Here is a 24,180-nt window from a genome sequence, read left to right on the forward strand (position 1 = left end):
TAAAACCCGAAGCATTAAAACACTTCGGGTTTTTTTATAGAAGTAAAGGCTAAATTTTTGGCAGAAACTCTTCTAAAAAGTTTCTTAAATTAGTAACTACCACGTCATTTGTGGTTTTATAAGTATCACTTTGTGGTGTAATTACATATTTAAATTTCGGCTCTAAATCTTCCGTACAATTTATAAAACCTTTAGATATTACAGGAGAGTTAGATAATTTTATCTCTATACAGGCCACAGGTGTGATGCCTTTTACTAAAACTAAATCACATTCTGCTCCTGCTTGTGTACGGTAAAAGAACAGGTCTGTGTGTTGGTTTTTCAACTGATATATTTGCTCAATTACATAGCCTTCCCAAGATGAACCAATTATTGGGTGTCCAAATAAATCTTCATACGATGGGATATTTAACAGACCATGTAAAATACCTGTATCTCTAATGTAGGTTTTGGGCGATTTTACCAATCTCTTTTTAGCATTAACAAACCAGGGTTGCAATCTGCGGATTAAATAACCTCCTTCTAAAAAATCAAGATACCTCGTAACTGTTGGTGCGCTTACACCTAACGATCGACTAAACAACTCTGCGTTAAACAAATTTCCATTTGAATGCGCTAGCATGTTCCAGAAATTTCTTAATAAAGTAGGGGCTAAATCTACGCCGAACATCTTTGCTAAATCTCGTTCTACATAACTTTTAATAAAATCATCTATCCAGTTTTTGCTAAATTCATCGCTTGTGGCTAATAAAGCATCTGGAAAACCTCCACGAAACCAGTGTGTGGTGTAATCTTTTATTTTTATTATTTCTGTTAAGTTTATTGGTGTTAGCTCATTGTAAGATATCCTTCCGGCTAAGGTTTCTGAAATGCCTTTAACTAATTCTGGCGATGCAGAACCTAACAATATAAATCGGCCAGGGGTTCTTTTAGCGTCAATCAATGGCCTTAAAATAGAAAATAGTTCAGGCATTAGTTGCACTTCATCAATTATTACGGTAGCCTTTTCAAGGCTTTCTAAATAAGAATATGAATCTTGTAGTTTAGCTGTATCTCTCGGATTTTCCATATCCAAGTAAATAAAATCTTTGTTAAGTTGTTTCGCTAAAGTTGTTTTGCCCACCTGCCTAGGTCCTAAAATAGCTATCGCCGGAGATGTTTTTAATCTCTTCATTAACACTTTTGCTAATAATCTATCAATCGTAACCATATGCAAATATATAAATTTACCTAGTAAATCCAAAATCAAACTTTTGATTTACTAGGTTGTTTTTTAAAGTCCCTCCCTAACCTTCCCCAGAAGGGAGGGAGCGCAAGATGCCAAATATTAGATGTTTTAGTCTTTTAGCTTTTATTAAACCTTTCCCTTATTATCATTGTTCTTCTCGCGAGAAGTCGGGATTTCGCGTTGCTCAAAATCTTCCGTCTTCCATTTTACCATTTCCATCTTTAATCTTTATCTTTACCTACAAATGAATTTCAAATTAGTATCAGATTATAAGCCAACCGGCGATCAACCCAACGCGATAAAACAATTGGTACAAGGTGTAGAAGCCGAAGAGAATTACCAAACTTTATTAGGCGTTACAGGTTCTGGCAAAACTTTTACCATAGCCAATGTAATTGAGCAAACGCAAAAACCAACACTTATTTTAAGTCATAATAAAACTTTGGCAGCGCAACTTTATGGAGAATTTAAACAGTTCTTTCCAGAAAATGCAGTTAATTATTTCGTTTCATATTACGATTATTACCAGCCAGAGGCCTATATGCCAACTACCAATACTTATATCGAAAAAGATTTAAGTATCAATGAAGAAATCGAAAAACTAAGGTTAAGAACTACATCGGCACTAATGTCTGGTCGTAGAGATGTAATTGTCGTTTCTTCCATTTCTTGTATTTATGGTATGGGAAATCCTGAGGATTTTTCGAAATCTGTTTTCCGCTTTGCGGTAGGCACACGAATTAGTAGAAACTCTTTTTTACATAGTTTAGTAGAGATTTTATACGCTCGTACCATCAACGATTTTAAACGCGGAACTTTTAGGGTAAAAGGAGATACGGTAGATATTTTTCCAGCATATCTGGATAGTGCTTACAGAATTTCATTTTTTGGGGATGATATAGAAGAGCTTACCGTTATCGACCCAATAACTGGTAAAACTTTAGAAAAATTAACTGACATGGCCATCTACCCAGCCAATCTTTTCGTAACACCAAAAGAAAAATTTAACTCTTCCATTTGGGGTATCCAAGAAGAACTAGAACTGCGAAAAAATCAATTGTTAAACGATAGGCAATTATTAGAAGCTAAGCGATTAGAAGAAAGGGTAAACTTCGACATAGAAATGATGAAGGAATTGGGTTATTGTTCTGGAATTGAAAATTATTCAAGATTTTTTGATGGCCGTTCGCCAGGTATGCGTCCTTTCTGTTTGTTAGATTATTTTCCAGACGATTATTTAATGGTAATTGATGAAAGCCATGTTACTGTTCCGCAAATTAGGGCGATGTATGGTGGTGATCGGTCTCGTAAAATGAGTTTAGTGGAATATGGCTTCCGTTTGCCATCTGCATTGGATAATAGACCATTAAACTTTGATGAATTTGAGCGTTTAGCGCCACAAACTATTTATGTAAGCGCAACTCCAGCAGATTACGAATTAGAAAAAACAGATGGTGTGGTAATTGAGCAAGTTATTCGCCCAACGGGATTATTAGACCCAATAATTGAAGTCCGCCCTGCGATAAACCAAGTTGATGATTTATTAGACGAGATTGATAAAACCATTAAAATGGGCGACCGAATTTTGGTAACGACTTTAACCAAACGCATGGCAGAAGAATTGACCAAATACATGGATCGGTTAAATATCAAATGTCGCTACATCCACTCTGAGGTGAAAACACTGGAACGAGTGGAAATTTTAAGAGGTTTGCGTTTGGGTGAGTTTGATGTTTTGGTTGGAATTAACTTACTGCGTGAGGGATTAGATTTACCTGAAGTGAGTTTGGTTGCTATTTTAGATGCTGATAAAGAAGGCTTTTTGCGCTCTGACAGAGCTTTGATACAAACCATTGGCAGAGCAGCTCGTAACGATAGAGGTAGGGTAATCATGTATGCTGATAGTATAACGCAATCGATGGAGAGAACCATTGACGAAACCAACAGAAGAAGAGAAAAACAGGTTGCTTATAATTTAGAACATGGTATAACGCCTAAAACAGTTGGTAAAACCCGTGAAGAAATTATTGAGCAAAGCTCGGTATTGGATTTCTCTGAAAGTAAAGCTAGAAATAAAGCTTATGTTGAAATTGATGAAGTAAGCATTGCTGCCGATCCAGTGGTACAATACATGACCAAGCCAGAAATGCAAAAAGCGATAGAAAAAAGCAGAAAAGACATGCAAAAAGCAGCTAAAGAAATGGATTTCTTGATGGCAGCCCGTATGCGTGATGAAATGTATGCTTTAGAAAAAGTTTTCGCAGAGCGATTTGGGAAATAGTTAATCGATGTCAGTCTGAGCTTGTCGAAGACTTTGAAACAAATCTAAATTCTCACATTTCAATTCTCATATCTCAAAATATGCAAGGACAAAATAGAAAAGACATTTACCCAGGATTAGAAGTAGGCATCATCCTTAAAAAAGACCAACGAAACGGAAATATCACTTATGGTATCGTAGAAAAACTCTTAACCTCTTCGGCTTTTCACTCTAGAGGGATAAAAGTAAGGTTAGAAGATGGACAAATAGGTAGGGTTTGCGAAATTGTAGAGAGTAATAACTAGGTCTCAACTTGTCAGTCTGAGCGTAGTCGAAGACATTCTTCAAGTCTTTAAGTAAAAATACAGCCTCATAATGCTTTGAGGTAAATTTGGGAAACCTATGTGTTTTTTGTACTTGGGTGATTTATCTATTCAAACAATAGTTACATTAAATTGTAATTAAAGTGCAATTAATTTTGCCAGAAGTAACAAAAAATTAAATCTCTCGTCTATATTTGTGTTAATACAAACGATATGATACTTGTAAAATTCATTATAATTACCATTTTAGTACTGTGGCTTATTCGTGTACTAATTAAATTGATTTTCCCTATGGTGCTTAAAAAAGCATTCAGTAATATGCAGAATCAAGCTGGTGGTAATCAGCAATACCAACAAACTAATCCAAAATCTACTAAGCCAGAAGGCTCAATTTCTATAGATTACATGCCTCAAAAGGAAAAAAAGGGCAATGCAGATAAATTGGGCGATTTTGTAGATTACGAAGAAGTGAAGTAGTTTTCAGCTAAGTTTTTCAGTTATCAATTTTCGGTTGACAATCGGTAAACGCCATTCGCTCTGTCTTCAGTAATAAAAAATAATACTTCTTAATCTGCATCAATTTTCTATTTTTGGGCTTAGTTTAAATTTTAATATAGCCTAATGAACAATTGGTTTAATAAAAATGGCATTCATTTAGCCATCATAGCAGCATTTTTAGTCATCTGTTTCGTGTATTTCAGTCCAGTTTTGCAAGGTAAAATACCTGCGCAAAGCGATGTAATACAGTCTAAAGCAATGCAGACGGAGATTATGAAGTACAAAGAGTTAGATGGCAAAGGCCCACTTTGGACTAACCAGATGTTTGGTGGTATGCCGGCCTATCAAATTTGGGTACAATATGCATACAATGGTGCAACTTATGGTATCGCTTTAATTACCAAAACTTTCCCAAATCCCGTTGGTACGGTTTTATTATTGCTAATTGGTTCTTACTTTTTGTTTATTGTATTAAAAATAAATCCTTGGCTGGCTGCGGCAGGAGCAATAGCATTCTCTTTTACAACCTACAACTTTGTGCTTATTGCCACAGGTCACAGCAATAAAGCATTGGCAATTGGCTTTTTTGCGCCAATTATAGCCAGCATCATTTTAACCCTAAGAGGCAAACTTATTTTAGGGGCAAGTTTAACAGCATTATTTTTGGCTTTAGAAATTAGAGCTAATCACGTACAAATGACTTATTATTTGTTCTTGTGTTTATTGATTTTTATAGGGATAGAAGTTTATCAGGCTTATAAAAACAAAACTTTACCTGTTTTAGGTAAAGCTATAGGGTTTTTGGCAGCAGGAGTAATATTAGCAGTGATGGTAAACGCCAGTTTATTGTGGACAACCACAGAATACGCTGCAGAAACCAATAGAGGTAAATCTAATTTAACCAATGCAGAAGGCAAACAAGAAAGCATGACTAAAGATTATGCTTACAACTGGAGCCAAGGTGTTGGAGAGAGCTTTACCTTTTTAATTCCAAATTTATATGGTGGCGCTACCAGTATAGATGAGTTGGTAAAACCAGAAAGTAACATGTACAAGGCGCTTACTGAAGTTACCGGTGGCGATCCACAACAAACAACACAAGCCATACAGCAGTTGGGTTCTGGCTTAAATATGCAACAATATTGGGGCGAAAAACCTGGTACTTCTGGGGGGTACTACTTTGGAGCTATCGTGTGTTTCCTATTTGTATTCGGTTTATTTATCGTTAAAAGCCGTTTAAAATGGTGGGTTTTAGCAACAACCATTCTATTTATGTTGTTGTCTTATGGTAAAAACTTCCCATTTGTATCAGATTTGTTCTTTAATTATTTTCCGTTATACAATAAATTTAGAGCAGTAGAATCTATTTTAGCTGTTGTGGGTTTAATGGTGCCAATTTTAGCTTTCTTAGCAGTTAAAGAAGCTCAAGAAGGAAACATCGATCAAAAAACTTTAGTTAAAAAATTAACTTGGTCGGCTGGTATTACTGGCGGATTTGCCTTGTTGGTTGCGCTAGTGCCAACTTTGTTTTTCAGTTTCAAAACTTCAAATCATTTAGAAATTGTTCAAGGATTAACCCAAACTACGGGTAACAATGCAGGTTTGGCACAAAAAATTATCGATGGATTAATTAAAGACCGTATCAGTATCGCAAGAGCAGATGCTTTCCGTTCGTTTTTGTTTATCGCAATAGGATTTGGAATTGTATGGGCCTTCATCACTAAAAAGTTAAACACGCAATTGGCCTTTGGATTATTGGCATTAGCTGTTTTAATTGACATGTGGCAAGTTGATCGTCGTTACTTAAATAATGCAAACTTCGAAAGTAAAAACACTTTGGCCAATTATTTCCAACCGCGTGATGTAGATACTTTTATTACGGCAGATACCGATCCTAATTTTAGGGTCTATGATCAGGCGGTAAACACATTTTCTGATGCGAGTACGTCTTCATTCCATAAAACCATCGGTGGTTACCACGCAGCAAAGCTGAAAAGATACGATGAGTTGATCCAAAATCAATTCTCTAAAAGTGTTAACCAAGATGTGTTGGATATGCTAAATGCTAAATATTTCATCACACAAGATCCTCAGAATGGTTCTTTTAAAATGTCGAGAAATAATACAGCTTTAGGTAATGCATGGTTGGTAAAGGGTGTTCAGTTTGTAAAAAATGCCGATGAGGAAATGAAAGCCATCAGTAGTTTCGACCCTAAATTAGAAGCTATTGTTGATGAGCAATTCAAAAATCAGATCGATACCACCCGTTTAGGAGCTGATCCTTCTGCATTTATCAAAATGGAAAAATATCATCCAGATCATATCGAATATTCTTATAGTGCGCCAAGAGATGTTATTGCAGTTTTCTCAGAAGTTTACTACGATAAAGGCTGGAACATGTACATTGATGATGTACAGAAACCTTATTTTAGGGCAAATTACGTTTTAAGGGCAGCACAATTGGTGGCTGGTAACCACAAAGTAGAATTTAAGTTCGAACCAAAATCTTATTACACAGGCGAAAAAATATCTTTAGCTGGATCAATTTTATTGGTTTTATGTTTAGGTTTTGGTTTTTATACGGAGAACAAGAAGAAAAAAACAGCATAGCTGATTATAAAATTTCAATCAAAAGGTCGATTTCTTAAATGAAATCGGCCTTTTTTTGTTTTATTAAAAAATTTTAAAACCATAAGAAGTAAATTCCCGTAAGTGAGCATATAAACAGATAGCCAATTGCTAAATGAAAAATCTCTACTTTAAAATATTAATCACTTTAGGTTTGCTTTGTAGCTTTTCGGCCAATGTGGTTTTTGCCGCTCCTTTAGCGAAGGGCAAATTATTTGCAAGTGAGAACAAACAAAATGCCGGTGCCGAGAAAAAGTTAGATATAGAAGAAAAATCTTTTTCGCTAACTCAACCAACTTTAAAAGCGCAATCATTTACAACGTATATCCCAGCAGGCTTAAAACTTTACATCTTTAAGTTTAGTCTTCCAAATTCTTATCAACGTCTTCCAGACCGTCCTCCCAGAGGATAATTTCAACTCGAACTTTAATCAATTTTTCAAATAAAATTTTAAGCATGTTAAAAAAGTACAACTTGTTAGTTGCAATACTAGGTGTTGCCTTAACCATTTCGATAAGCTCTTGTAGAAAAGACAGGATGCCAATGATGCCAGAAGTATTAACTCCTGGGCCAGATTTAAATTTTTATGCGTTAACAGACGATAATAAATTGTTAATGTTAAATGCAAAAACTCCATCAACAGTTACTTCTCAAGTAACCATTTCGGGTTTGCAAAGCGGAGAGAATATTCTAGGTATCGATTTTCGTCCATCAACTGGCGAGTTATACGCAGTTGGTAGCACAAGCAGAATTTACGTAATTAATCCTAGAACAGGTGCTTCAAGAGCAATTTCTGCAACTCCATTTACGCCAGCAATAGCTAGTGGTAGTGTAGCTTTCGATTTTAACCCAACTGTTGATAGAATCAGATTGGTTACTTCGAGTGGTCAAAACTTACGTTTAAATCCAGAAAACGGAACAGTACAAGTTGTAGATGGAACAATAAAAGGTGTAGCTAATGCAAGTGTAACTTCTGCTGCTTACAGCATGAACAGAGCTGGCGCTGCAACAACAACATTGTTTGATATTGATGTGGTAAATAACAAATTACACAGACAAGATCCACCAAATGATGGCGGATTAATTGAAGTTGGTGCTTTAGGTTATGATGTAGACAATACAGGTGGTTTTGATATCAATCCAGATGGAACTACTGCTTTAGCAGCGATGTCTGTAGCGGGTAAATCTGCTTTATTTACGATCGATATCAATACTGGTAAAGCTGCTAAAATTGGCGATTTTGCGCAAAACATTACTGGTTTAGCTATTCCAACAGAACCAGTTGCTTATGCAATTTCTGCTAACAACGAATTGTTGATTTTTAACCCAATGGCCGCTACACCAACAGTTGTAGCTAAAGCAATTACTGGTATTGCTACTGGCGAGACCATTTTAGGTATCGACATGAGACCATTAAACGGTCAGCTTTATGCATTAGGTAGCACAAGTAGAATTTATACACTTAATGCCTCTTCTGGTGCTGCAGTTGCAGTTGGTACTTCATTAATTAGCCCATTATTAGTTGGTACATCATTCGGTTTCGATTTTAACCCAACTGTAGATAGAATTAGAATTGTAAGTAATACTGGTCAAAACTTAAGATTTAACCCTGCAGATGGTATCGCAATTACTGATGGCCCTTTAACTACCACTGGTCAAATTTCTGGTGCAGCCTATACCAATAACTTTGCTGGCTCAACAGCTACAGTATTATTCGATATTGACTCGACTAATGATCTTTTGGTTAGACAAGATCCACCAAATAGCGGTGGTATTGTAAGTGTTGGTGCATTAGGTGTAAATGTTGAAGCTGCAAATGGTTTCGATATTGGTTCAACCAGCAATATGGCTTATGGTATTTTTACAGTCGCTGGCACGCAAAGATTGTACTCAGTTAACTTAACAACTGGTGCGGCAACAGCTGGAGCAACAATTACAACAGCAGCAAGAGGCTTTACTTTAGGTTTAGGTTTTTAAGCTAAATATATAATTATAAAAACCGCAGATTGGCTTTAAGCTGGTCTGCGGTTTTTTTGTTTAAACTTTCAATTAAGCATCCATTATCCCTTTAGAGGGGGTAGGGGAGGATTTTGGTAAAATAAATTTTAACTAATAAAACATTTACTTTATCAGAAAAGCAATAGCATCACATTTTTTAATTTAGTCCTGCTATCCGTTTTATTTCGGCCCAAACTAAAGGTCGGGACTACATGTTCACTGCTATCAGGTTTAGATAAAAAAAGTTTTTGCTGCTATTTAAGGTTGCTTGGTGGTGCATTTTCAAATCCATTTAAACTTACGAAGTCTAAAAGTGCGACATAAAAGACTTCGTAAGTTTTACCATACAGAATTTCTTGCAACGAGGATGTTTGATAAGAGCGATGAAATCGTTTTTTACAAATGATTTTAATAACATCAACTTAACATCTTATTAATCTGTCTATTGCATTTTTGTAGTATAAATTTAACCAAATGGTAGAATTAGGTTTTGGAATTTGTTTAGTGGTCATCATCGCTTTCTTTTTTAGTCCATACGAATTAACAGTTGGCGAAGAAGAAGATTAAAAATGGCAAAAAGAGAAGTAGAAATTGTTGTTATTTCTGATGTCCACTTGGGCACTTACGGCTGCCACGCCAAAGAACTCCTTAAATATCTTAAAAGTATCAAACCAAAAACTATCATTTTAAATGGTGATATTATTGATATTTGGCAGTTTAGCAAAAGATACTGGCCAGAAAGCCACATGAAAATTTTGCGTAAAATCATGAAATTTGTAGTAGAAGGTGTAGAAGTTTACTACTTAACAGGCAACCACGATGAAATGTTGCGCAAATTTGCCGATATGCATTTGGGTACGTTTCATTTACAAAATAAACTGGTTTTAGAAATTAACGGTAAAAAAGCATGGTTTTTTCACGGTGATATTTTTGATGTAACCATGCAGCACTCTAAATGGTTGGCAAAAATGGGAGCGGTAGGTTATGATAGTTTAATTCTAATTAACAGTTTCGTAAATTGGTGTTTAGCATTGTTTGGTCGGCCTAAAATGAGTTTTTCGCAAAAAATAAAGGCTAAATTTAAGGATGCTGTAAAATTCATCAACCAATTTGAGCAAACAGCTGCAGAACTGGCCATAGAAAAAGGTTATCATTTTGTAGTCTGCGGGCATATTCATCATTCAGAAATTAGAGAGATTTTAACTGAAGAAGGTCAGGTAACTTACCTAAACAGTGGCGACTGGGTAGAGAGTTTAACCGCATTAGAATACCATAATAACCAATGGAACATCATGAAATTTAAGGCTATTGATTATCAAGATGATGAGGTAGAATCTGGATTATTATCAGATAGTGAAGATTTGCATAGTAAATTGGATATCCAAATGTTATTGCAAAAAATAAAATTAGAAGTTGGCTAAAGCCCATAATCTTAACAGTTTCATTTCCATAAAAAATATAAATACTGCTTAAAAATACAGATATTAGGAGCGGATGAAAATACTTTATGCAATTCAGGGTACGGGAAATGGCCATGTGAGCAGAGCGAGAGAAATAGTTCCGCTTTTACAAAAATACGGCGAGTTAGATATCCTGATTTCGGGTACGCAAGCAGATGTGAAATTAACTCAAGACATTAAATACCAATTGCATGGGTTTAGCTTTGTGTTTGGTAAAAAGGGAGGTGTGGACCACTACAAAACATGGCATAACATGAATTTACCTCGGTTTAGGAAAGACATGAAATCCATTCCATTAAATGATTATAATTTAATAGTTAATGATTTTGAGCCTGTTACAGCTTGGGCCTGTAAACTGCAAGGTTTAGAAAGCGTTTCTTTAAGTCACCAAGCTGCGTTTAAATCTAAAAAAGTACCTCGCCCCCGCACCATAGATTGGGGTAAACTTATTTTAAGCAGATATGCCCCGACCACACATCACATTGGTTTCCATTTTGAGCGCTATGATAGTTTTATTTATACGCCAGTTATTAGAAGTGAAATTAGAAACTTGTTAGTAAGCAATTTAGGGCATTATACCGTTTATTTACCAGCCATTGATGATAAACATTTGGTTAAAGTTTTTAAACAAATTCCTCACATCAGGTGGGAAGTTTTCTCTAAACATACCCAAACTAGCTACCAAGATGGAAATGTATTTGTAGCCCCAGTACATAATGAAAAGTTTAACCAAAGTATGGCAAGTTGCGAGGGTTTATTTACGGGTGGCGGGTTCGAAGGTCCAGCAGAAGCTTTGTTTTTGGGTAAAAAATTATTGGTTGCCCCAATGCGTTTTCAGTATGAGCAACAATGTAATGCTTATGCTTTAAAATTATTGGGTTTACCAGTTATTTGGTCTAGTAATAATAATTGGTTGCCCATTTTAAAAGAGTTTGTTGCTAAGCCGCAAGAGCATCAATTTAATTTTCCTGATGAAACAGCCATGATTATTGATGATATGGTTAAAAAATATGCGAGGTAAAATTGTTCACTATTTTTACTACCTAAGTCACCTAAGAAAACCTAAGGTTGTAAGTATTACTTTGGTGTGCTTCGGTTTCTTAGATGGTTCAATAAAATCTTGTTCCTTTTTAGCACCTTATAAACCTAAGAAAACCTAAGGTTGTAAGTATTACTTTGGTGTGCTTAGGTTTCTTAGGTGGTTCAATAAAATCTTGTTCCTTTTTAGCACCTTATAAACCTAAGAAAACCTAAGGTTGTAAGTATTACTTTGGTGTGCTAGGTTTCTTAGGTGGTTCAATTAAATCTTGTCCCTTTTTAGCACCTTATATAACTAAGAAAACCTAAGGTTGTAAGTATTACTTTGGGCTACTTAGGTTTCTTAGGTGGTTCAATTAAATCTTGCATAATTTTCTCCCTAAAACCTAACGATGGTGTTTTATCTGTTTATTTGGTTGTATTGCCTTAGGTAGTTCAAAAAAATCATCAAGTCTTATTCAAAAAATTATTGCTCAAAATTTCTTTACTTTGTTGTCAATAGCAGGCATGATTAATCTATTCAGAAATTTAAACCCGGTAAACCTTTTTGTTTTGGCAGCATATACGCTATTTATGCGTATTGCCATCTTTGTAAATCTACCCGATCAGCTTAATTTCGAGTTTTTAGAACCTTATGCAAAACTGCTCATTCAAATTCCTTTAGAAAATTCATTTTCGGTAACTGCTAACTTAGCCTTGGCAGCAATATTAACTTTTTTACAAGCCATTATTTTTAATCGGGTAATTAATAACCATGGTTTAATGGCTAAGCCAAGTTTTTTACCAGCGCTATTATACATTACAGGAGCAAGTTTATTTACTCAATTTTTAATCTTAAGTCCACCCTTAATTTGCAATTTTCTGCTCATTTGGATAATGGATAAATTTTTAAAAATAGGCAAAGCGCCAAATGCGATGATGATGATGTTCGACATTGGAATGATTATCGCCCTTGGTAGCTTAATTTATTTTCCTTATATCGTTTTTTTAGCCATGTTATGGTTAAGTTTACTCCTTTATCGCCCTTTTAACTGGCGTGAATGGCTATCGGGTTTGGTTGGTTTTTTAACCATATTTTTTATCATTGCCGTGTTTTATTATTGGAATGATAATATTTCTCAATTCTATAGAATTTGGCGTCCATTAGTTAATACGTTTCCTTCTAAATTGAGAATTAAGTATGATGATTATTTAGTGCTAATACCAGTTAGTGTAATCATTGTATTGGCTACATTGCAACTAAGAGAAAACTTTTTTAGGAGTTTCATTAGCACCAGAAAAGCATTTCAAATGCTATTTTTCATGTTCATTATTGCCTTAATCAGTTTTTATACTAAACCAGATTTCAGAGTTTATCATTTTATTTTAAGTGTGCCGCCCGGTGCAGTGCTTTTGGCTTACTATTTTTCTAATGCCAAAAAGCGTTGGTTTTACGAATCATTGTTTGCAGTTTTAGTGGTAAGTATTCAGTACTTTTTGTTTGTTTAACCTTTTTTAACAATTTGATACCTTGAAACTTGCTAAAGATTAATAGCTTTGTGCCGTAAAGTTTGATGAAAATTTTAGTCATACTTTAAAACGTTAATGCATAATCTGGTAATTGATATAGGGAATACAGCGCATAAATTGGCCGTTTTTAAAAATAAAGAGCTGGTTCATTTTGAGCGATTATTAATCTTAAACAATAAAAGTTTAACTGAGATAATTGAAAAGTATCACATTAAAAATGCTACGGTTTCAAGTGTAAACAAGGATAGTACAGAATTAAGCGAATTTTTAGCTAAATCAGTAAACTATGTTCCTTTTAGCACTAAAATTTTAGCAGGGATAAAAAATAATTACCAGTCGCTAGATACTTTAGGCTTAGATAGATGGGCAAAAGTGATTGCAGCTAGGTTTTTATACCCGAGTAATAGCTGTTTATTAATTGATGCTGGTACTTGTATTACTTATGATGTTTTAACCGCAGAGCGAGCATATTTTGGGGGCAGCATTAGTTTAGGAATAAACATGCGCTTTAAGGCCTTAAATCACTTTACAGGTAGATTGCCACTAATAACTTGGGATAAAGGCGATTTAAATATCCCGTTAGGAAGTAATACGCAAAACGCGATAAAAAACGGTGTTTTACAAGGAGTTGTGAATGAAGTGGAAGGATTTATCACTTTAGAAAGCAGCAAAAATAAAGACCTAAAAATAATTATAACTGGTGGTGATGCAGATTTTTTGAACAAACAATTAAAAAACAGCATCTTTGCCCCCCAAATTATACACGAGCCATATTTGGTTTTAAAAGGATTAAATGAAGTCATTACATTATAACATGTACAATAAATTGAAATACACTTTTGCAGTTTGCTTATTATTAACAAGCTTGATGGTAAATGCTCAAGTAACCATACAATCTCCTTATTCAAAGTTTGGTTTAGGAAATGTTAGAGGATCATTGTTACCTCAATATCGTGCCATGGGAGGCATATCTACAGCAGTTTATAAGCCTAGTTTCTTTAATAACATCAATATACAAAATCCGGCAAGTTATGCAGGTATTAATTCTACAACATTAGATATTGGTTTAACGGGTGTAATAAACGAATTGAGCAATAGCACACAGTCTGAACAAAACTTTAATGCTTCATTAAGCCATGTAGCAATGGCTTTTCCAATAACTCGTAAATCTGCTTTAAGTTTTGGTATTTTACCTTACTCGCAGTTGGGTTACGATTTTAAGAACACGGTACAAGTAGGTACAACAGCTGCAAATACCAAAACAGTTGATTACAAATATACAGGCGAAGGTGGCTTAACCAAAGCTTATTTGGGTTATGGTATGCAGTTCGGAGATCATTTTAGAGTGGGTGCTAACGTAGAGTATTTGTTTGGTAATTTATTAGAAAACAGATCAACTGAATACGCTAATGATCCCGGAGCAATTAATTCTCGCTTACAAGCCAAAAATAGTGTAGGTGGTGTAAGCTTTACTTATGGTGCACAATATGATTTTCGTTTAGGTAATAAAACTTCGTTAGTATTTGGTTATTCTGGTTCTTCAAACTCTAATATCAATTCTAAAATAAGTAATGTGGTAACTCAATATAACATTATAAATGGCGAAGAACAATCTGCTTTTGATACCTTATCAATCGTAGAAAATAGAAAAACCAATCTAAAATTGCCATTGGTGCATAATTTTGGTATTAGTATTCAAAAAGACAACAAGTGGTTAATAGGTGCTGATTATAGAATGGGCAAATGGTCAAATCTAACAATTGACAATGTTAATCAAGGATTGCAGGATACCTACGGTGTTTCTGTAGGTGGTCAGTATACACCAGATGTTAACGCTATTAATGGTTACTTTAAAAGAGTAGATTACCGTTTGGGTTTCTCGCATGATAAAACATATATCCAAGTAAATAATCAAGATATTAAACAGACCGCCATTACTTTAGGTTTAGGCTTACCATTGTCTTCTATAAATAGAGGCTCAATATACAAGATGAATTTAACCGCAGAATTAGGCAAAAGAGGTACCGTGAGTAATGGTTTACTGCAAGAAAAGTTTGTTAACTTACATTTAGCATTTACCTTAAATGATGGTTCTTGGTTCCGTAGGTTTAAGTTCGATTAATGAAAACTTTGGCTGTTAAATTGAAGTTTTTATTTTGCTTGATGCTGGCTGTAATTAGCTTATCTTCATGTAATGATGATGATTTAAAGAATACGGCTACCATTTCGGCCAAAAAAATCACACTTAGTAAAGATAGGTCTATCGGTGTAGCTGTGACTTACAGCGACTCGGCTTATGTAAAGGCAATAGGTTTTGCGCCAATATTAGATAAAGTAACTCCATCTGTAGGGGCTATCTATAACGAAATGCCAAAAGGCGTTAAAATAGAATTTTTCGATAAATTCTTTAAAAAAACGGGTACCATTACGTCTAATTATGCCATCCAAAAACAAACGGAGAAGATTACTATTTTCAGAAAAAATGTAATTGTTGTTAGTGATAACATCACATTTACCACCGAAGAGCTTACCTGGGATGAAAATAAAAGGATGTATTATTCGCCATACGGCACCGTAACTACCAAAGATGGAGATGTAATTACAGGAACTGAATTTTTTGCGCCACAAGATTTTAGTACTTATGAGATTATTGATGCTGCTGGTACAACATCAATTAAAGGCGATTTAACACAGTAATTAAGTGTTTTTAAGCAAGCTATCTATCTAATTTTCATGGGGGATATCAAATTCAATTTAATGTTTCCATATTAATTGCAAATTTGTATCTTGCGCCCTCTTAAAAAAATAATAAATAAGAAATAATATGGGAGTAATGACGTTCATGCGTACCAAGATGGGATATTTTCTAGTAGGAGGTATCGCAGTGGTATTGGCATTATTTGTTTTAGAGCCTTTGCTTACACAAGGTACAGCAATGTATGGTTCTTCACAAAGCAAGGTTGGTTCAGTAGATGGAGAAGATATTGAGTATGCAGAGTTCAATCCAAAAGTTGAGCAAAGTTTGGCGCAATTTAAACAACAGTATGGTGGCAATGTAAATGCCCAAATGCAAGCTATGGCTATGGATAATGCATGGCAAGCAGAAGTTGGTGCTATCCTTTTAGGTAAAGAATACAATCGTTTAGGTTTAACTATTTCTGATGTTGAACTTTTCGATTTATTGCAAGGTAAAAACCCTAGTCCACTAATTGTACAATATTTTGGTAACCAACAAACTGGCGAGGTAGATAGAGCTGCGGTTTTAACTTCATTAAAATCTCAATCTAAAGATCCTAACTTAAAAAAACAGTGGGATATGTTGCAAGCTGAGATCGAAAAACAAGCTTTGCAACAGAAATATGCAAACTTGATTCGTAATTCTGTATATGTAACTTCAGTTGAAGCAAACGACGAATACATTAACCGTAATAAGTTGGCTAACTTCAAATATGTAAACCTAGATTACAGTTCGGTATTAGATAAGGATGTAAAAATTACTGATGCTGATTACAAAGAATATTACGAAGCGAACAAAAAACGTTTTGAAAACCCAACAGAAACTAGAAGTCTTGAATATGTAAGTTTCAGTATTGAGCCTACAAAAGCTGATAGTGTTGCTGTAAAAGCTCAGGTAGAAAAATTAGCTGCAGATTTTAAAACTACACCAAATGATTCTTTATTTGCTGCAAACAATTCTGATGTAAAAGTACCTTTCACTTATATTTCTAAAGGTAAATTAGCTCCAGCAGTTGATTCAGTAATTTTCAATTATCCAGCAGGAAGTTTCTACGGACCAGTATTTTCAGATAATTCTTATAAGTTAATTAAAGTTATTGCTAATAAATTTTCTCCAGATTCTGTTAAAGCAAGTCATATCCTTTTAGATCCAAGTAAAATTGGGGGTGAGGCAAATGCAATGAAATTAGCTGATTCGTTAAAATCATTATTGCAAAAAGGCGGTAGCATGGCTACTTTAGCTAAAACTTACAGTGTTGATGGTTCAAAAGATACGGGCGGTGATGTAGGTACTTTTGCACGTGGTGCTATGGTGCCAGAATTTGAAAATGCAGCATTTGATGGCAATACTGGCGATATTAAAGTTGTGAAATCTCAATTTGGGGTACACATTCTTAAAATAGAAAAACAAATTGGTTCAGCTAAAGTAGCTAAGTTGGCTTACATCGAAAAATCGTTATTGCCAAGTACAAAAACTAAAGATGCTGCCTATAAAAAAGCTTCAGCATTTTTAAATGAAGTAAAAGGAGATAATTTTGCTGCATTGGCGCAAAGAAATGGTTATACCGTTGGTTTAGCAGATAAAGTAACACCTACTCAAGGTTTTGCTCCAGGTTTAGATAACCCTCGTCCTTTAATTAAGGATGCTTATGAGGCAGATAAAGGTGATGTGCTTTCAACAGTTTACACGATGGATAATGCATTTGTTGTAGCGCATGTAACAGGTGTACAGCCAAAAGGGCAGTTGGAATTAGAAGATGTTAAAAAACAAATTCAACCAATGGTGATGAATGCCGTTAAAGCTAAAATGTTAAAAGAAAAATTAGAAAAAGCTTTAAATGGATCTTCAAACATCGAAGCGGTAGCACAAAAAGTTGGGAAAGCAGCAGCTCCAGTTCAAAACTTGGTATTTGCTAATCCAATTATACCAGGCTTGTCACAAGAAAATAAAGTTGTTGGTGCGGTATTTGGTTCACAGGTTGGTAAATTATCTAAACCAATTGAAGGCGATAAAGGTGTTTATGTAATTTCTGTTGATGGATTTACAAACCCTGCTCCGATAGGAAACACTTATAAACAAAAAGAAACCATGATTTTGGGCGTTACTCAACGTTCATTAGGTGCGGCTTTCCAAGCATTACAAGAAAAAAGCGAGATTAAAGATAATAGAGTAAAGTTCTATTAAGTTTATTAATAGAGTAGAGAAAGGGCTGTGAAATAATTCATAGCCCTTTTTTGTGTTACGTAGTTTCGTCATTGCTAGCTTTCCGAAGTAAATTCGGAACACGCGACTGGCGAGCGTAATGCTCTTGCAGGTGAATATTGCTATTGCATTAGGATCCCCACCTGCGTGGGGATGACGCGGAAGTTGAGAATTGTTAATGGTTAGACCTAAGTCTAATCGTCATTGCCAGCTTTCCGAAGTAAATTCGGAACACGTGACTGGCAATCGTAATGCTTTTGTAAGGTAATTGAGTAATACAGGTACTGCATGAGGATCCCCACTTGCGTGAGGTTGACGCGGATCAATTTAATTGTTTTTCCATCGTAAAAAGATGAGGTAATAATTCGTATTAACCTGAACGGCTGATTATGCATACGATATTTTGTGTAATTTTGCCATAGTTCTGAATCATCAGGATTTATTTTGTGTAAAATGGATATTCAAGAAAACATTGTCAATAAAGTTGCTAGTAGTGGTTTAGTTACCCTAAACTTGGAAGATTATTTCCATAAAGGTGAGCGTTTGGTGTATGATATAAAAGACAATTTATTTCACGGACTAATCCTCAAAGAGCAAGATTTTAGAGCTTTTATCAAAGAACATGATTTTGGTCAGTATGCCGGGAAAAACATCGCAATTACCTGCAGTGCAGATGCAATTGTGCCAACCTGGGCTTATATGCTTTTGGCCAATAGAATGAAGCCCTTCGCAAATGAGGTAGTTTTCGGTAATTTAGAAATTTTAGAGACTGTATTGTATACTAAAGCGCTTGCACAAATAGACCTTAATTCTTTTGCCGGAGAACGTGTTGTGGTTAAAGGCTGCGCAGATTTAGATGTTCCCGTATCTGCCTATGTAGAGATTACGGCATTGCTTACCCCTGTGGCTAAAAGCATCATGTACGGTGAGCCTTGTTCTACTGTTCCTATCTTTAAAAGAAAAGATTAACAACTTTGGATTGCTTTTTGTTTGCACAATGATATTGCTTATTTACATTTGATAAATTAGCGATACACACAAAATGAAGCACACATAAATGAAAAAAATAATCCTTCTATTTACGCTTGCCATTAGTGGTCTACTGGCATTTGGGCAAGAACTTCCCCTTAAAAAAGATGCAGCCTTTCAGGAGGGAGAGGTTTTGCAGTACAAGTTAAAATACGGTTTTATCACAGCTGCAGAAGCCACCATTAAAGTGCTGAATAGCGATTTAAAGTTTGATAATAAGCCAACCTATCGTTTAGTGGTTGATGCACAAACCTCTGGCACTTTTGATGTATTTTATAAAATCAGAGATCATTACGATTCTTACATCGATAAAAAAGATTTAACACCTTATTTTTATCAAGAAAATATTCGTGAGGCCAGTTACAGAAGAACAGATAAAGCGAGATTTTACCAAGACAATAAAAAGGTGGTGGCCAACAGAGGTACATTTACCACACCAACTACGCAAACATTTGATTTAGTTTCTGCCTACTATTTTTCTAGAAGTTTAGATATCGCAAAGCTGAAAATTGGTGATCAGTTTAAATTGAATTACTTTTTAGGGGATGAAATTTCTCAATTAGAAATTGCCTACGTTGGCAAAGAAACCATTAAAACCAAGCTAGGAACAATTCGATGCTTAAAATTTAGTCCCTCGATAAAACCTGGTCGTATCTTTAAAAAAGATAGTAAGTTGTATCTTTGGATTACCGATGATGGAAATAGAGTTCCTGTGAAAGCTGAGGTAGAGATTTTAGTAGGTTCTGTAACATTAGAAATCAAATCTGCACAAGGCTTAAAATATCCGATAGGTAAATAGGTGAGTTGTAAAGTCGTTTTTTGTGGAATTGTCTATTCAAATTTACAACTTTACACCTTCACCTCTCAACAATATTAAAAAATGATAGAAGTACAGGGCACTTTAGTGCATGAAGATTTGATTAGTGAAAGTTTTGTTTGCAATTTAAATAAATGCAAAGGAATTTGTTGCATTGAGGGAGATGCAGGAGCTCCACTAGATCATGCCGAGACCGCCATTTTAGCAGACATTTATCCCAAAATTAAGCATTTATTGGCGCCAAAAGGAATTATAGCAATTGAAGAACAAGGTACTTCTGTTGTTGATATAGATGGCGATTTAACTACACCTTGTGTAGATGGCAATAAGGAATGTGCTTATGTTACTTTTGAAGGTGGGATTACCAAATGCGCTATAGAAAAAGCTTATGAACAAGGTTTGGTAGATTGGAAAAAACCCATTTCTTGTCACCTTTACCCCATCAGAATAACCCAATACCCAGAATTTGATGTGCTAAACTACGACAGATGGCACATTTGTAGTGATGCCTGTACATTTGGTAGAGAATTAAAAGTGCCAGTTTACCAATTTCTAAAAGATCCATTGATTAGAAAATACGGATTAGAATGGTATACAGAATTAGAAGAAAGTGTTAAGAATACTTAGAAAAGGTTTAAATTTAGAAAGAATAAATCGCTTTGGTTTGTAGAGACATCAATCAGGACACATAGCCATGATAGGTGTCCTCAAGTATCATCCTATTAAAATCATCTAGCCATTTTTTAAACAGTTTCTTAAATTGTGTCTCATTTGAGTGCTAAATTTTCGTTTAAATTAAACACGATGCCTAATTTTAACTTATAAATAAAATTATTTGTCTACTAAATGTTCCTTATCAAGGATTTATGAGTAAAAATTTTGCTTAATCGCCTAATCTCTGTTAACTTAGCAAATTGAATTATAACTGAAATATCTTGAAAAAAATCTTAATCACCGGTGGAGCTGGTTTTATTGGCTCGCATGTTGTGCGTCGTTTCGTAAATAACTATCCCAACTATCAAATTGTTAACCTCGATAAATTAACCTATGCAGGTAATTTGGCTAACTTAACTGATGTAGAAAACAGTCCAAACTATCGTTTTGTAAAGGCAGACATTACTGATGCAACAGCGATGAATGAACTTTTTGAAAGTGAAAATTTTGATTCGGTTATTCATTTGGCAGCTGAAAGCCACGTAGATCGTTCAATTACAGATCCAACTGCATTTGTAATTACGAATGTAATTGGCACAGTGAATTTGTTAAATGCTGCCAGAGAATACTGGAAAGGTGATTATAATAAAAAAAGATTTTATCACGTTAGTACCGATGAAGTTTATGGCGCATTAGGAGAGGAAGGGATGTTTACAGAAACCACTTCTTATGATCCACATAGTCCTTACTCAGCTTCTAAAGCAAGTTCAGATCACTTTGTTAGAGCTTATCATGACACCTATGGTTTAGATTGCGTAATTTCAAATTGTTCAAATAATTATGGTTCACATCATTTTCCAGAGAAATTAATCCCTTTGGCTATCAATAACATTAAAAACAATAAACCAGTGCCAGTTTATGGTAAAGGAGAAAATGTTAGAGATTGGCTTTGGGTAGAAGATCATGCAAGAGCTATTGATGTGATTTTTCATCAAGCTAAAACTGGTCAAACCTATAATATTGGTGGCCACAATGAATGGAAAAACATCGACTTGATCAATTTATTATGCCAAATTATGGATGAAAAATTAGGTCGTGAAGCAGGTGAATCAGCTAAATTGATTACTTATGTTACCGATAGAGCAGGGCATGATTTACGCTATGCAATTGATTCTACAAAACTGCAAAATGAATTAGACTGGGTGCCAAGTTTACAGTTTGAAGAAGGTTTAGCTAAAACCGTTGATTGGTATTTGACAAACAATGAATGGTTAGAAAATGTTACTTCAGGTAATTATCAATCTTATTACGCTAAACAATACGACAATAAATAATGGAAATTCAAGAAACAGGTCTAAAAGACTGTTTAATTATAAAACCAAGAATATTCGAAGACCCAAGAGGTTATTTCTTCGAAAGTTTTAATTCAAAATCATTTGAAGAAAAAACAGGTTTGTCGGGTAAATTTGTTCAAGACAATCAATCTTATTCTTCTTATGGTGTAATTAGAGGTTTACATGCGCAAGCGGGTGAACATGCACAAGCGAAATTAGTTAGGGTTTTAAAAGGTGAGGTATTAGATGTAGCCGTAGATGTTCGTCCTAATTCTCCCACTTTCGGTAAACATATTTCGGTGAAGTTAAGTGCAGAAAATAAATTACAATTATATGTGCCACGTGGTTTTTTACACGGTTTTTCTGTGTTAAGCGAAACTGCAGAGTTTTTTTATAAATGTGATAACTTTTACCATAAGGAATCTGAAGTGGGTATCATGTACAATGATAGTGAGCTAAATATCGATTGGTTGATACCAGAAGGTAAGCAATCAGTTTCAGAGAAAGATTTAATTTTAAATACCTTTTCTTCCCTTAAACCATGAGTAAAATTTTAGTGATTGGCGCTGCTGGTCAATTAGGGCAATGCCTAAAAACGGTTGCCGCTAAACGTGGTATTGATGAAATAGTATTCCCAACCGAACAAGAGGCCAATATTTTAAACAAAGAATTGCTTAGCCAATTACTAGAGAGAGAGCAGCCAGCTTTTGTGATTAATTGTGCGGCCTACACGGCAGTTGATAAAGCGGAAGATGAAGTTGAGCTTTGCAAAGCGATAAACGAAACTGGTGCGTTAAATTTAGCAGAGGCATGTTTAAATGCCGCGGCAACATTAATTCATGTAAGTACAGATTTTGTATTTGAAGGTAATGAAGTGAAGTTGCTAAAGGAAGACGATGTTGCAAATCCGATTAATGTTTATGGACAAACCAAACTAGATGGAGAATTGGTATTAGCGAAAATGCTTCCTCAACATTACATCATCAGAACAAGTTGGTTGTATAGCGAGTATGCCAATAACTTTGTAAAAACAATGCTAAAGTTAGGAGCAGAGCGAGATGAGTTAAATATCATAGCAGATCAAGTAGGTACACCAACGTATGCCATCGATTTAGCCAATGCTATTTTTGATGTCATTGCTGTGAATAATAACCAATACGGAACTTACCACTATAGTAATGAAGGGGTAACCTCTTGGTATGATTTTGCAACTGCAATTTTTGCAATTAGTGATACAACTGTAAAGGTAAATCCTATACCAGGAGCTTTATATCCTACTAAAGCAAAACGTCCAGCTTTTTCAGTAATGGACAAGAGCAAAATCAAAAGTACATTTAATATCAGCATCCCTTATTGGAGAGATAGTTTGGTTGAATGTATAGCGAAATTGAAAAATTAGTTGTGTAGTCGGCGAGTTGTTTAGTCGTTGGTTCATCAAATAAATAAACATAAATATTGATCTGATATGAATAACTTCATATCTCCATACTCAAATCTATATAAATATGAAAGGCATAATCTTAGCAGGTGGCAGTGGCACACGTTTGCATCCATTAACATTAGCATGCAGTAAACAAATGATGCCGGTTTATGATAAACCGATGATTTATTATCCATTGTCTACCTTAATGTTAGCGGGTATTAAAGAGGTATTGATCATTTCAACCCCGCATGATTTACCTAATTTCGAAAAATTATTAGGTGATGGAAGTAACATTGGTTGTAAATTTAGCTATGCAGTACAACATGAGCCAAATGGTTTAGCTCAAGCATTTGTAATTGGAGCAGATTTTATTGGTAATGATAAAGTAGCTTTAGTATTGGGCGATAACATTTTTCATGGTGATGGAATGGCTAAATTGTTGCAAGCTAGTTCAGATCCAGATGGAGGGGTGGTATTTGCTTATCAGGTTCATGATCCAGAACGTTATGGTGTAGTGGAGTTTGATGAAAACAAAAAGGCAATTTCGATTGAAGAAAAGCCAACGGCGCCTAAATCAGATTATGCGGTTCCAGGTTTATATTTTTACGACAATTCTGTAGTAGAAATCGCTAAAAATATCAAACCATCGCCACGTGGCGAATATGAGATTACTGATGTAAACAAAGTGTATTTAGAGCAAGGTAAACTTAAAGTTGGTGTTTTGAGTAGAGGTACAGCATGGTTAGATACTGGAACATTTACATCTTTAATGCAGGCAGGCCAGTTTGTACAAATTATAGAAGAACGTCAAGGCTTAAAAATCGGTTGTATAGAAGAAATTGCTTATCGTATGGGTTTCATTACAGCAGAAGAACTTAAAAAAATTGCTACTCCTTTAGTTAAAAGTGGTTATGGAGAATATTTATTAAGGATAATTAAATAACTATAAAATAGCATTGCCAACCAATAGGCTGGTAATTTAAAAGCACTAGCAAAGGTTAAATAATATGCCTTGCTGGTGCTTTTTTGTTATTCATTTTAG

Annotated in this window: 21 protein-coding genes; 20 read left to right on the top strand and 1 reads right to left on the bottom strand. The window is 34.9% G+C overall.

The features are described from left to right. Positions 1 to 49: 49 nt before the first annotated feature. Positions 50 to 1,174 carry an ATP-binding protein gene (locus tag FA045_RS02400; protein ID WP_205943080.1) on the bottom strand — a complete coding sequence of 375 codons (1,125 nt, stop codon included), beginning with the start codon at positions 1,172 to 1,174 and terminating at the stop codon, positions 50 to 52. A 298-nt stretch (positions 1,175 to 1,472) separates the two neighbouring features. Between FA045_RS02400 and uvrB the strand changes: the two genes are divergently transcribed. The 20 genes from uvrB to rfbA all read left to right on the top strand — a co-directional run bounded on the left by uvrB (position 1,473) and on the right by rfbA (position 24,081). Then, a complete protein-coding gene (uvrB, locus tag FA045_RS02405; protein ID WP_136874061.1) occupies positions 1,473 to 3,509 on the top strand; it encodes an excinuclease ABC subunit UvrB in 2,037 nt (678 codons plus the stop codon). 80 nt (positions 3,510 to 3,589) lie between these two features. Then, positions 3,590 to 3,793 carry a YwbE family protein gene (locus FA045_RS02410; RefSeq protein WP_136874063.1) on the top strand — a complete coding sequence of 68 codons (204 nt, stop codon included), beginning with the start codon at positions 3,590 to 3,592 and terminating at the stop codon, positions 3,791 to 3,793. Positions 3,794 to 4,024: 231 nt separating this feature from the next. Beyond that, positions 4,025 to 4,288: a DUF4834 family protein gene (locus FA045_RS02415; RefSeq protein ID WP_136874065.1), complete on the top strand. Its 264-nt coding sequence runs from the start codon at positions 4,025 to 4,027 to the stop codon at positions 4,286 to 4,288. A 144-nt stretch (positions 4,289 to 4,432) separates the two neighbouring features. Then, a complete protein-coding gene (locus tag FA045_RS02420; protein WP_136874067.1) occupies positions 4,433 to 6,919 on the top strand; it encodes a glycosyltransferase family protein in 2,487 nt (828 codons plus the stop codon). Positions 6,920 to 7,052: 133 nt separating this feature from the next. Then, positions 7,053 to 7,349, top strand: a complete 297-nt coding sequence (locus FA045_RS02425) for a hypothetical protein (protein WP_136874069.1) — start codon at positions 7,053 to 7,055, stop codon at positions 7,347 to 7,349. A gap of 44 nt (positions 7,350 to 7,393) precedes the next feature. Next, positions 7,394 to 8,914, top strand: a complete 1,521-nt coding sequence (locus FA045_RS02430; protein ID WP_136874071.1) for a DUF4394 domain-containing protein — start codon at positions 7,394 to 7,396, stop codon at positions 8,912 to 8,914. Between the two features lie 590 nt (positions 8,915 to 9,504). Beyond that, complete coding sequence (locus tag FA045_RS02435; RefSeq protein ID WP_136874073.1) at positions 9,505 to 10,356, top strand: UDP-2,3-diacylglucosamine diphosphatase; 852 nt, start codon at positions 9,505 to 9,507, stop codon at positions 10,354 to 10,356. A gap of 73 nt (positions 10,357 to 10,429) precedes the next feature. Next, positions 10,430 to 11,416: a glycosyltransferase family protein gene (locus FA045_RS02440; RefSeq protein WP_136874075.1), complete on the top strand. Its 987-nt coding sequence runs from the start codon at positions 10,430 to 10,432 to the stop codon at positions 11,414 to 11,416. 524 nt (positions 11,417 to 11,940) lie between these two features. Further along, positions 11,941 to 12,921, top strand: a complete 981-nt coding sequence (locus FA045_RS02445) for a DUF6427 family protein (RefSeq protein WP_136874077.1) — start codon at positions 11,941 to 11,943, stop codon at positions 12,919 to 12,921. A gap of 96 nt (positions 12,922 to 13,017) precedes the next feature. Then, entirely contained in the window at positions 13,018 to 13,755 is a 738-nt protein-coding gene (locus FA045_RS02450) for a type III pantothenate kinase (RefSeq protein ID WP_136874079.1), read from the top strand. Beyond that, positions 13,736 to 15,064 (top strand): outer membrane protein transport protein, encoded by a 1,329-nt coding sequence (locus FA045_RS02455; RefSeq protein ID WP_225871243.1) that lies wholly within the window; start codon positions 13,736 to 13,738, stop codon positions 15,062 to 15,064. The genes FA045_RS02450 and FA045_RS02455 overlap by 20 nt, the downstream gene beginning before the upstream one ends. Further along, positions 15,064 to 15,639 carry an LptA/OstA family protein gene (locus FA045_RS02460; RefSeq protein WP_225871244.1) on the top strand — a complete coding sequence of 192 codons (576 nt, stop codon included), beginning with the start codon at positions 15,064 to 15,066 and terminating at the stop codon, positions 15,637 to 15,639. The genes FA045_RS02455 and FA045_RS02460 overlap by 1 nt, the downstream gene beginning before the upstream one ends. A gap of 145 nt (positions 15,640 to 15,784) precedes the next feature. Continuing rightward, positions 15,785 to 17,863 (top strand): peptidylprolyl isomerase, encoded by a 2,079-nt coding sequence (locus tag FA045_RS02465; protein ID WP_225871255.1) that lies wholly within the window; start codon positions 15,785 to 15,787, stop codon positions 17,861 to 17,863. A gap of 471 nt (positions 17,864 to 18,334) precedes the next feature. Then, positions 18,335 to 18,850 (top strand): DUF2480 family protein, encoded by a 516-nt coding sequence (locus tag FA045_RS02470; RefSeq protein WP_136874083.1) that lies wholly within the window; start codon positions 18,335 to 18,337, stop codon positions 18,848 to 18,850. Positions 18,851 to 18,938: 88 nt separating this feature from the next. Further along, the gene (locus tag FA045_RS02475; RefSeq protein ID WP_136874085.1) at positions 18,939 to 19,709 is read left to right on the top strand and encodes a DUF3108 domain-containing protein; all 771 of its coding nucleotides are present in this window, start codon (positions 18,939 to 18,941) and stop codon (positions 19,707 to 19,709) included. An 81-nt stretch (positions 19,710 to 19,790) separates the two neighbouring features. Beyond that, complete coding sequence (locus tag FA045_RS02480) at positions 19,791 to 20,354, top strand: DUF3109 family protein (RefSeq protein WP_136874087.1); 564 nt, start codon at positions 19,791 to 19,793, stop codon at positions 20,352 to 20,354. 308 nt (positions 20,355 to 20,662) lie between these two features. After that, positions 20,663 to 21,715, top strand: a complete 1,053-nt coding sequence (gene rfbB / locus FA045_RS02485; RefSeq protein WP_136874089.1) for a dTDP-glucose 4,6-dehydratase — start codon at positions 20,663 to 20,665, stop codon at positions 21,713 to 21,715. Then, positions 21,715 to 22,260 (top strand): dTDP-4-dehydrorhamnose 3,5-epimerase, encoded by a 546-nt coding sequence (rfbC, locus tag FA045_RS02490; RefSeq protein ID WP_136874091.1) that lies wholly within the window; start codon positions 21,715 to 21,717, stop codon positions 22,258 to 22,260. Before rfbB ends, rfbC begins: the two co-directional genes overlap by 1 nt. After that, a complete protein-coding gene (gene rfbD / locus FA045_RS02495; protein ID WP_136874093.1) occupies positions 22,257 to 23,114 on the top strand; it encodes a dTDP-4-dehydrorhamnose reductase in 858 nt (285 codons plus the stop codon). The genes rfbC and rfbD overlap by 4 nt, the downstream gene beginning before the upstream one ends. A 106-nt stretch (positions 23,115 to 23,220) precedes the next feature. Further along, entirely contained in the window at positions 23,221 to 24,081 is an 861-nt protein-coding gene (rfbA, locus tag FA045_RS02500; protein ID WP_136874095.1) for a glucose-1-phosphate thymidylyltransferase RfbA, read from the top strand. Positions 24,082 to 24,180: the final 99 nt, after the last annotated feature.

Source organism: Pedobacter cryotolerans, assembly GCF_005116475.1.
Lineage (GTDB): Bacteria > Bacteroidota > Bacteroidia > Sphingobacteriales > Sphingobacteriaceae > Pedobacter > Pedobacter cryotolerans.

Excerpts from the sequence above, each read along its gene's own strand:
- FA045_RS02400 (WP_205943080.1), bottom strand. The coding sequence starts at position 1,174 with ATGAAGAGATTAAAAACATCTCCGGCGATAGCTATTTTAGGACCTAGG.
- uvrB (WP_136874061.1), top strand. The coding sequence starts at position 1,473 with ATGAATTTCAAATTAGTATCAGATTATAAGCCAACCGGCGATCAACCC.
- FA045_RS02410 (WP_136874063.1), top strand. The coding sequence starts at position 3,590 with ATGCAAGGACAAAATAGAAAAGACATTTACCCAGGATTAGAAGTAGGC.
- FA045_RS02415 (WP_136874065.1), top strand. The coding sequence starts at position 4,025 with ATGATACTTGTAAAATTCATTATAATTACCATTTTAGTACTGTGGCTT.
- FA045_RS02420 (WP_136874067.1), top strand. The coding sequence starts at position 4,433 with ATGAACAATTGGTTTAATAAAAATGGCATTCATTTAGCCATCATAGCA.
- FA045_RS02425 (WP_136874069.1), top strand. The coding sequence starts at position 7,053 with ATGAAAAATCTCTACTTTAAAATATTAATCACTTTAGGTTTGCTTTGT.
- FA045_RS02430 (WP_136874071.1), top strand. The coding sequence starts at position 7,394 with ATGTTAAAAAAGTACAACTTGTTAGTTGCAATACTAGGTGTTGCCTTA.
- FA045_RS02435 (WP_136874073.1), top strand. The coding sequence starts at position 9,505 with ATGGCAAAAAGAGAAGTAGAAATTGTTGTTATTTCTGATGTCCACTTG.
- FA045_RS02440 (WP_136874075.1), top strand. The coding sequence starts at position 10,430 with ATGAAAATACTTTATGCAATTCAGGGTACGGGAAATGGCCATGTGAGC.
- FA045_RS02445 (WP_136874077.1), top strand. The coding sequence starts at position 11,941 with ATGATTAATCTATTCAGAAATTTAAACCCGGTAAACCTTTTTGTTTTG.
- FA045_RS02450 (WP_136874079.1), top strand. The coding sequence starts at position 13,018 with ATGCATAATCTGGTAATTGATATAGGGAATACAGCGCATAAATTGGCC.
- FA045_RS02455 (WP_225871243.1), top strand. The coding sequence starts at position 13,736 with ATGAAGTCATTACATTATAACATGTACAATAAATTGAAATACACTTTT.
- FA045_RS02460 (WP_225871244.1), top strand. The coding sequence starts at position 15,064 with ATGAAAACTTTGGCTGTTAAATTGAAGTTTTTATTTTGCTTGATGCTG.
- FA045_RS02465 (WP_225871255.1), top strand. The coding sequence starts at position 15,785 with ATGCGTACCAAGATGGGATATTTTCTAGTAGGAGGTATCGCAGTGGTA.
- FA045_RS02470 (WP_136874083.1), top strand. The coding sequence starts at position 18,335 with ATGGATATTCAAGAAAACATTGTCAATAAAGTTGCTAGTAGTGGTTTA.
- FA045_RS02475 (WP_136874085.1), top strand. The coding sequence starts at position 18,939 with ATGAAAAAAATAATCCTTCTATTTACGCTTGCCATTAGTGGTCTACTG.
- FA045_RS02480 (WP_136874087.1), top strand. The coding sequence starts at position 19,791 with ATGATAGAAGTACAGGGCACTTTAGTGCATGAAGATTTGATTAGTGAA.
- rfbC (WP_136874091.1), top strand. The coding sequence starts at position 21,715 with ATGGAAATTCAAGAAACAGGTCTAAAAGACTGTTTAATTATAAAACCA.
- rfbD (WP_136874093.1), top strand. The coding sequence starts at position 22,257 with ATGAGTAAAATTTTAGTGATTGGCGCTGCTGGTCAATTAGGGCAATGC.
- rfbA (WP_136874095.1), top strand. The coding sequence starts at position 23,221 with ATGAAAGGCATAATCTTAGCAGGTGGCAGTGGCACACGTTTGCATCCA.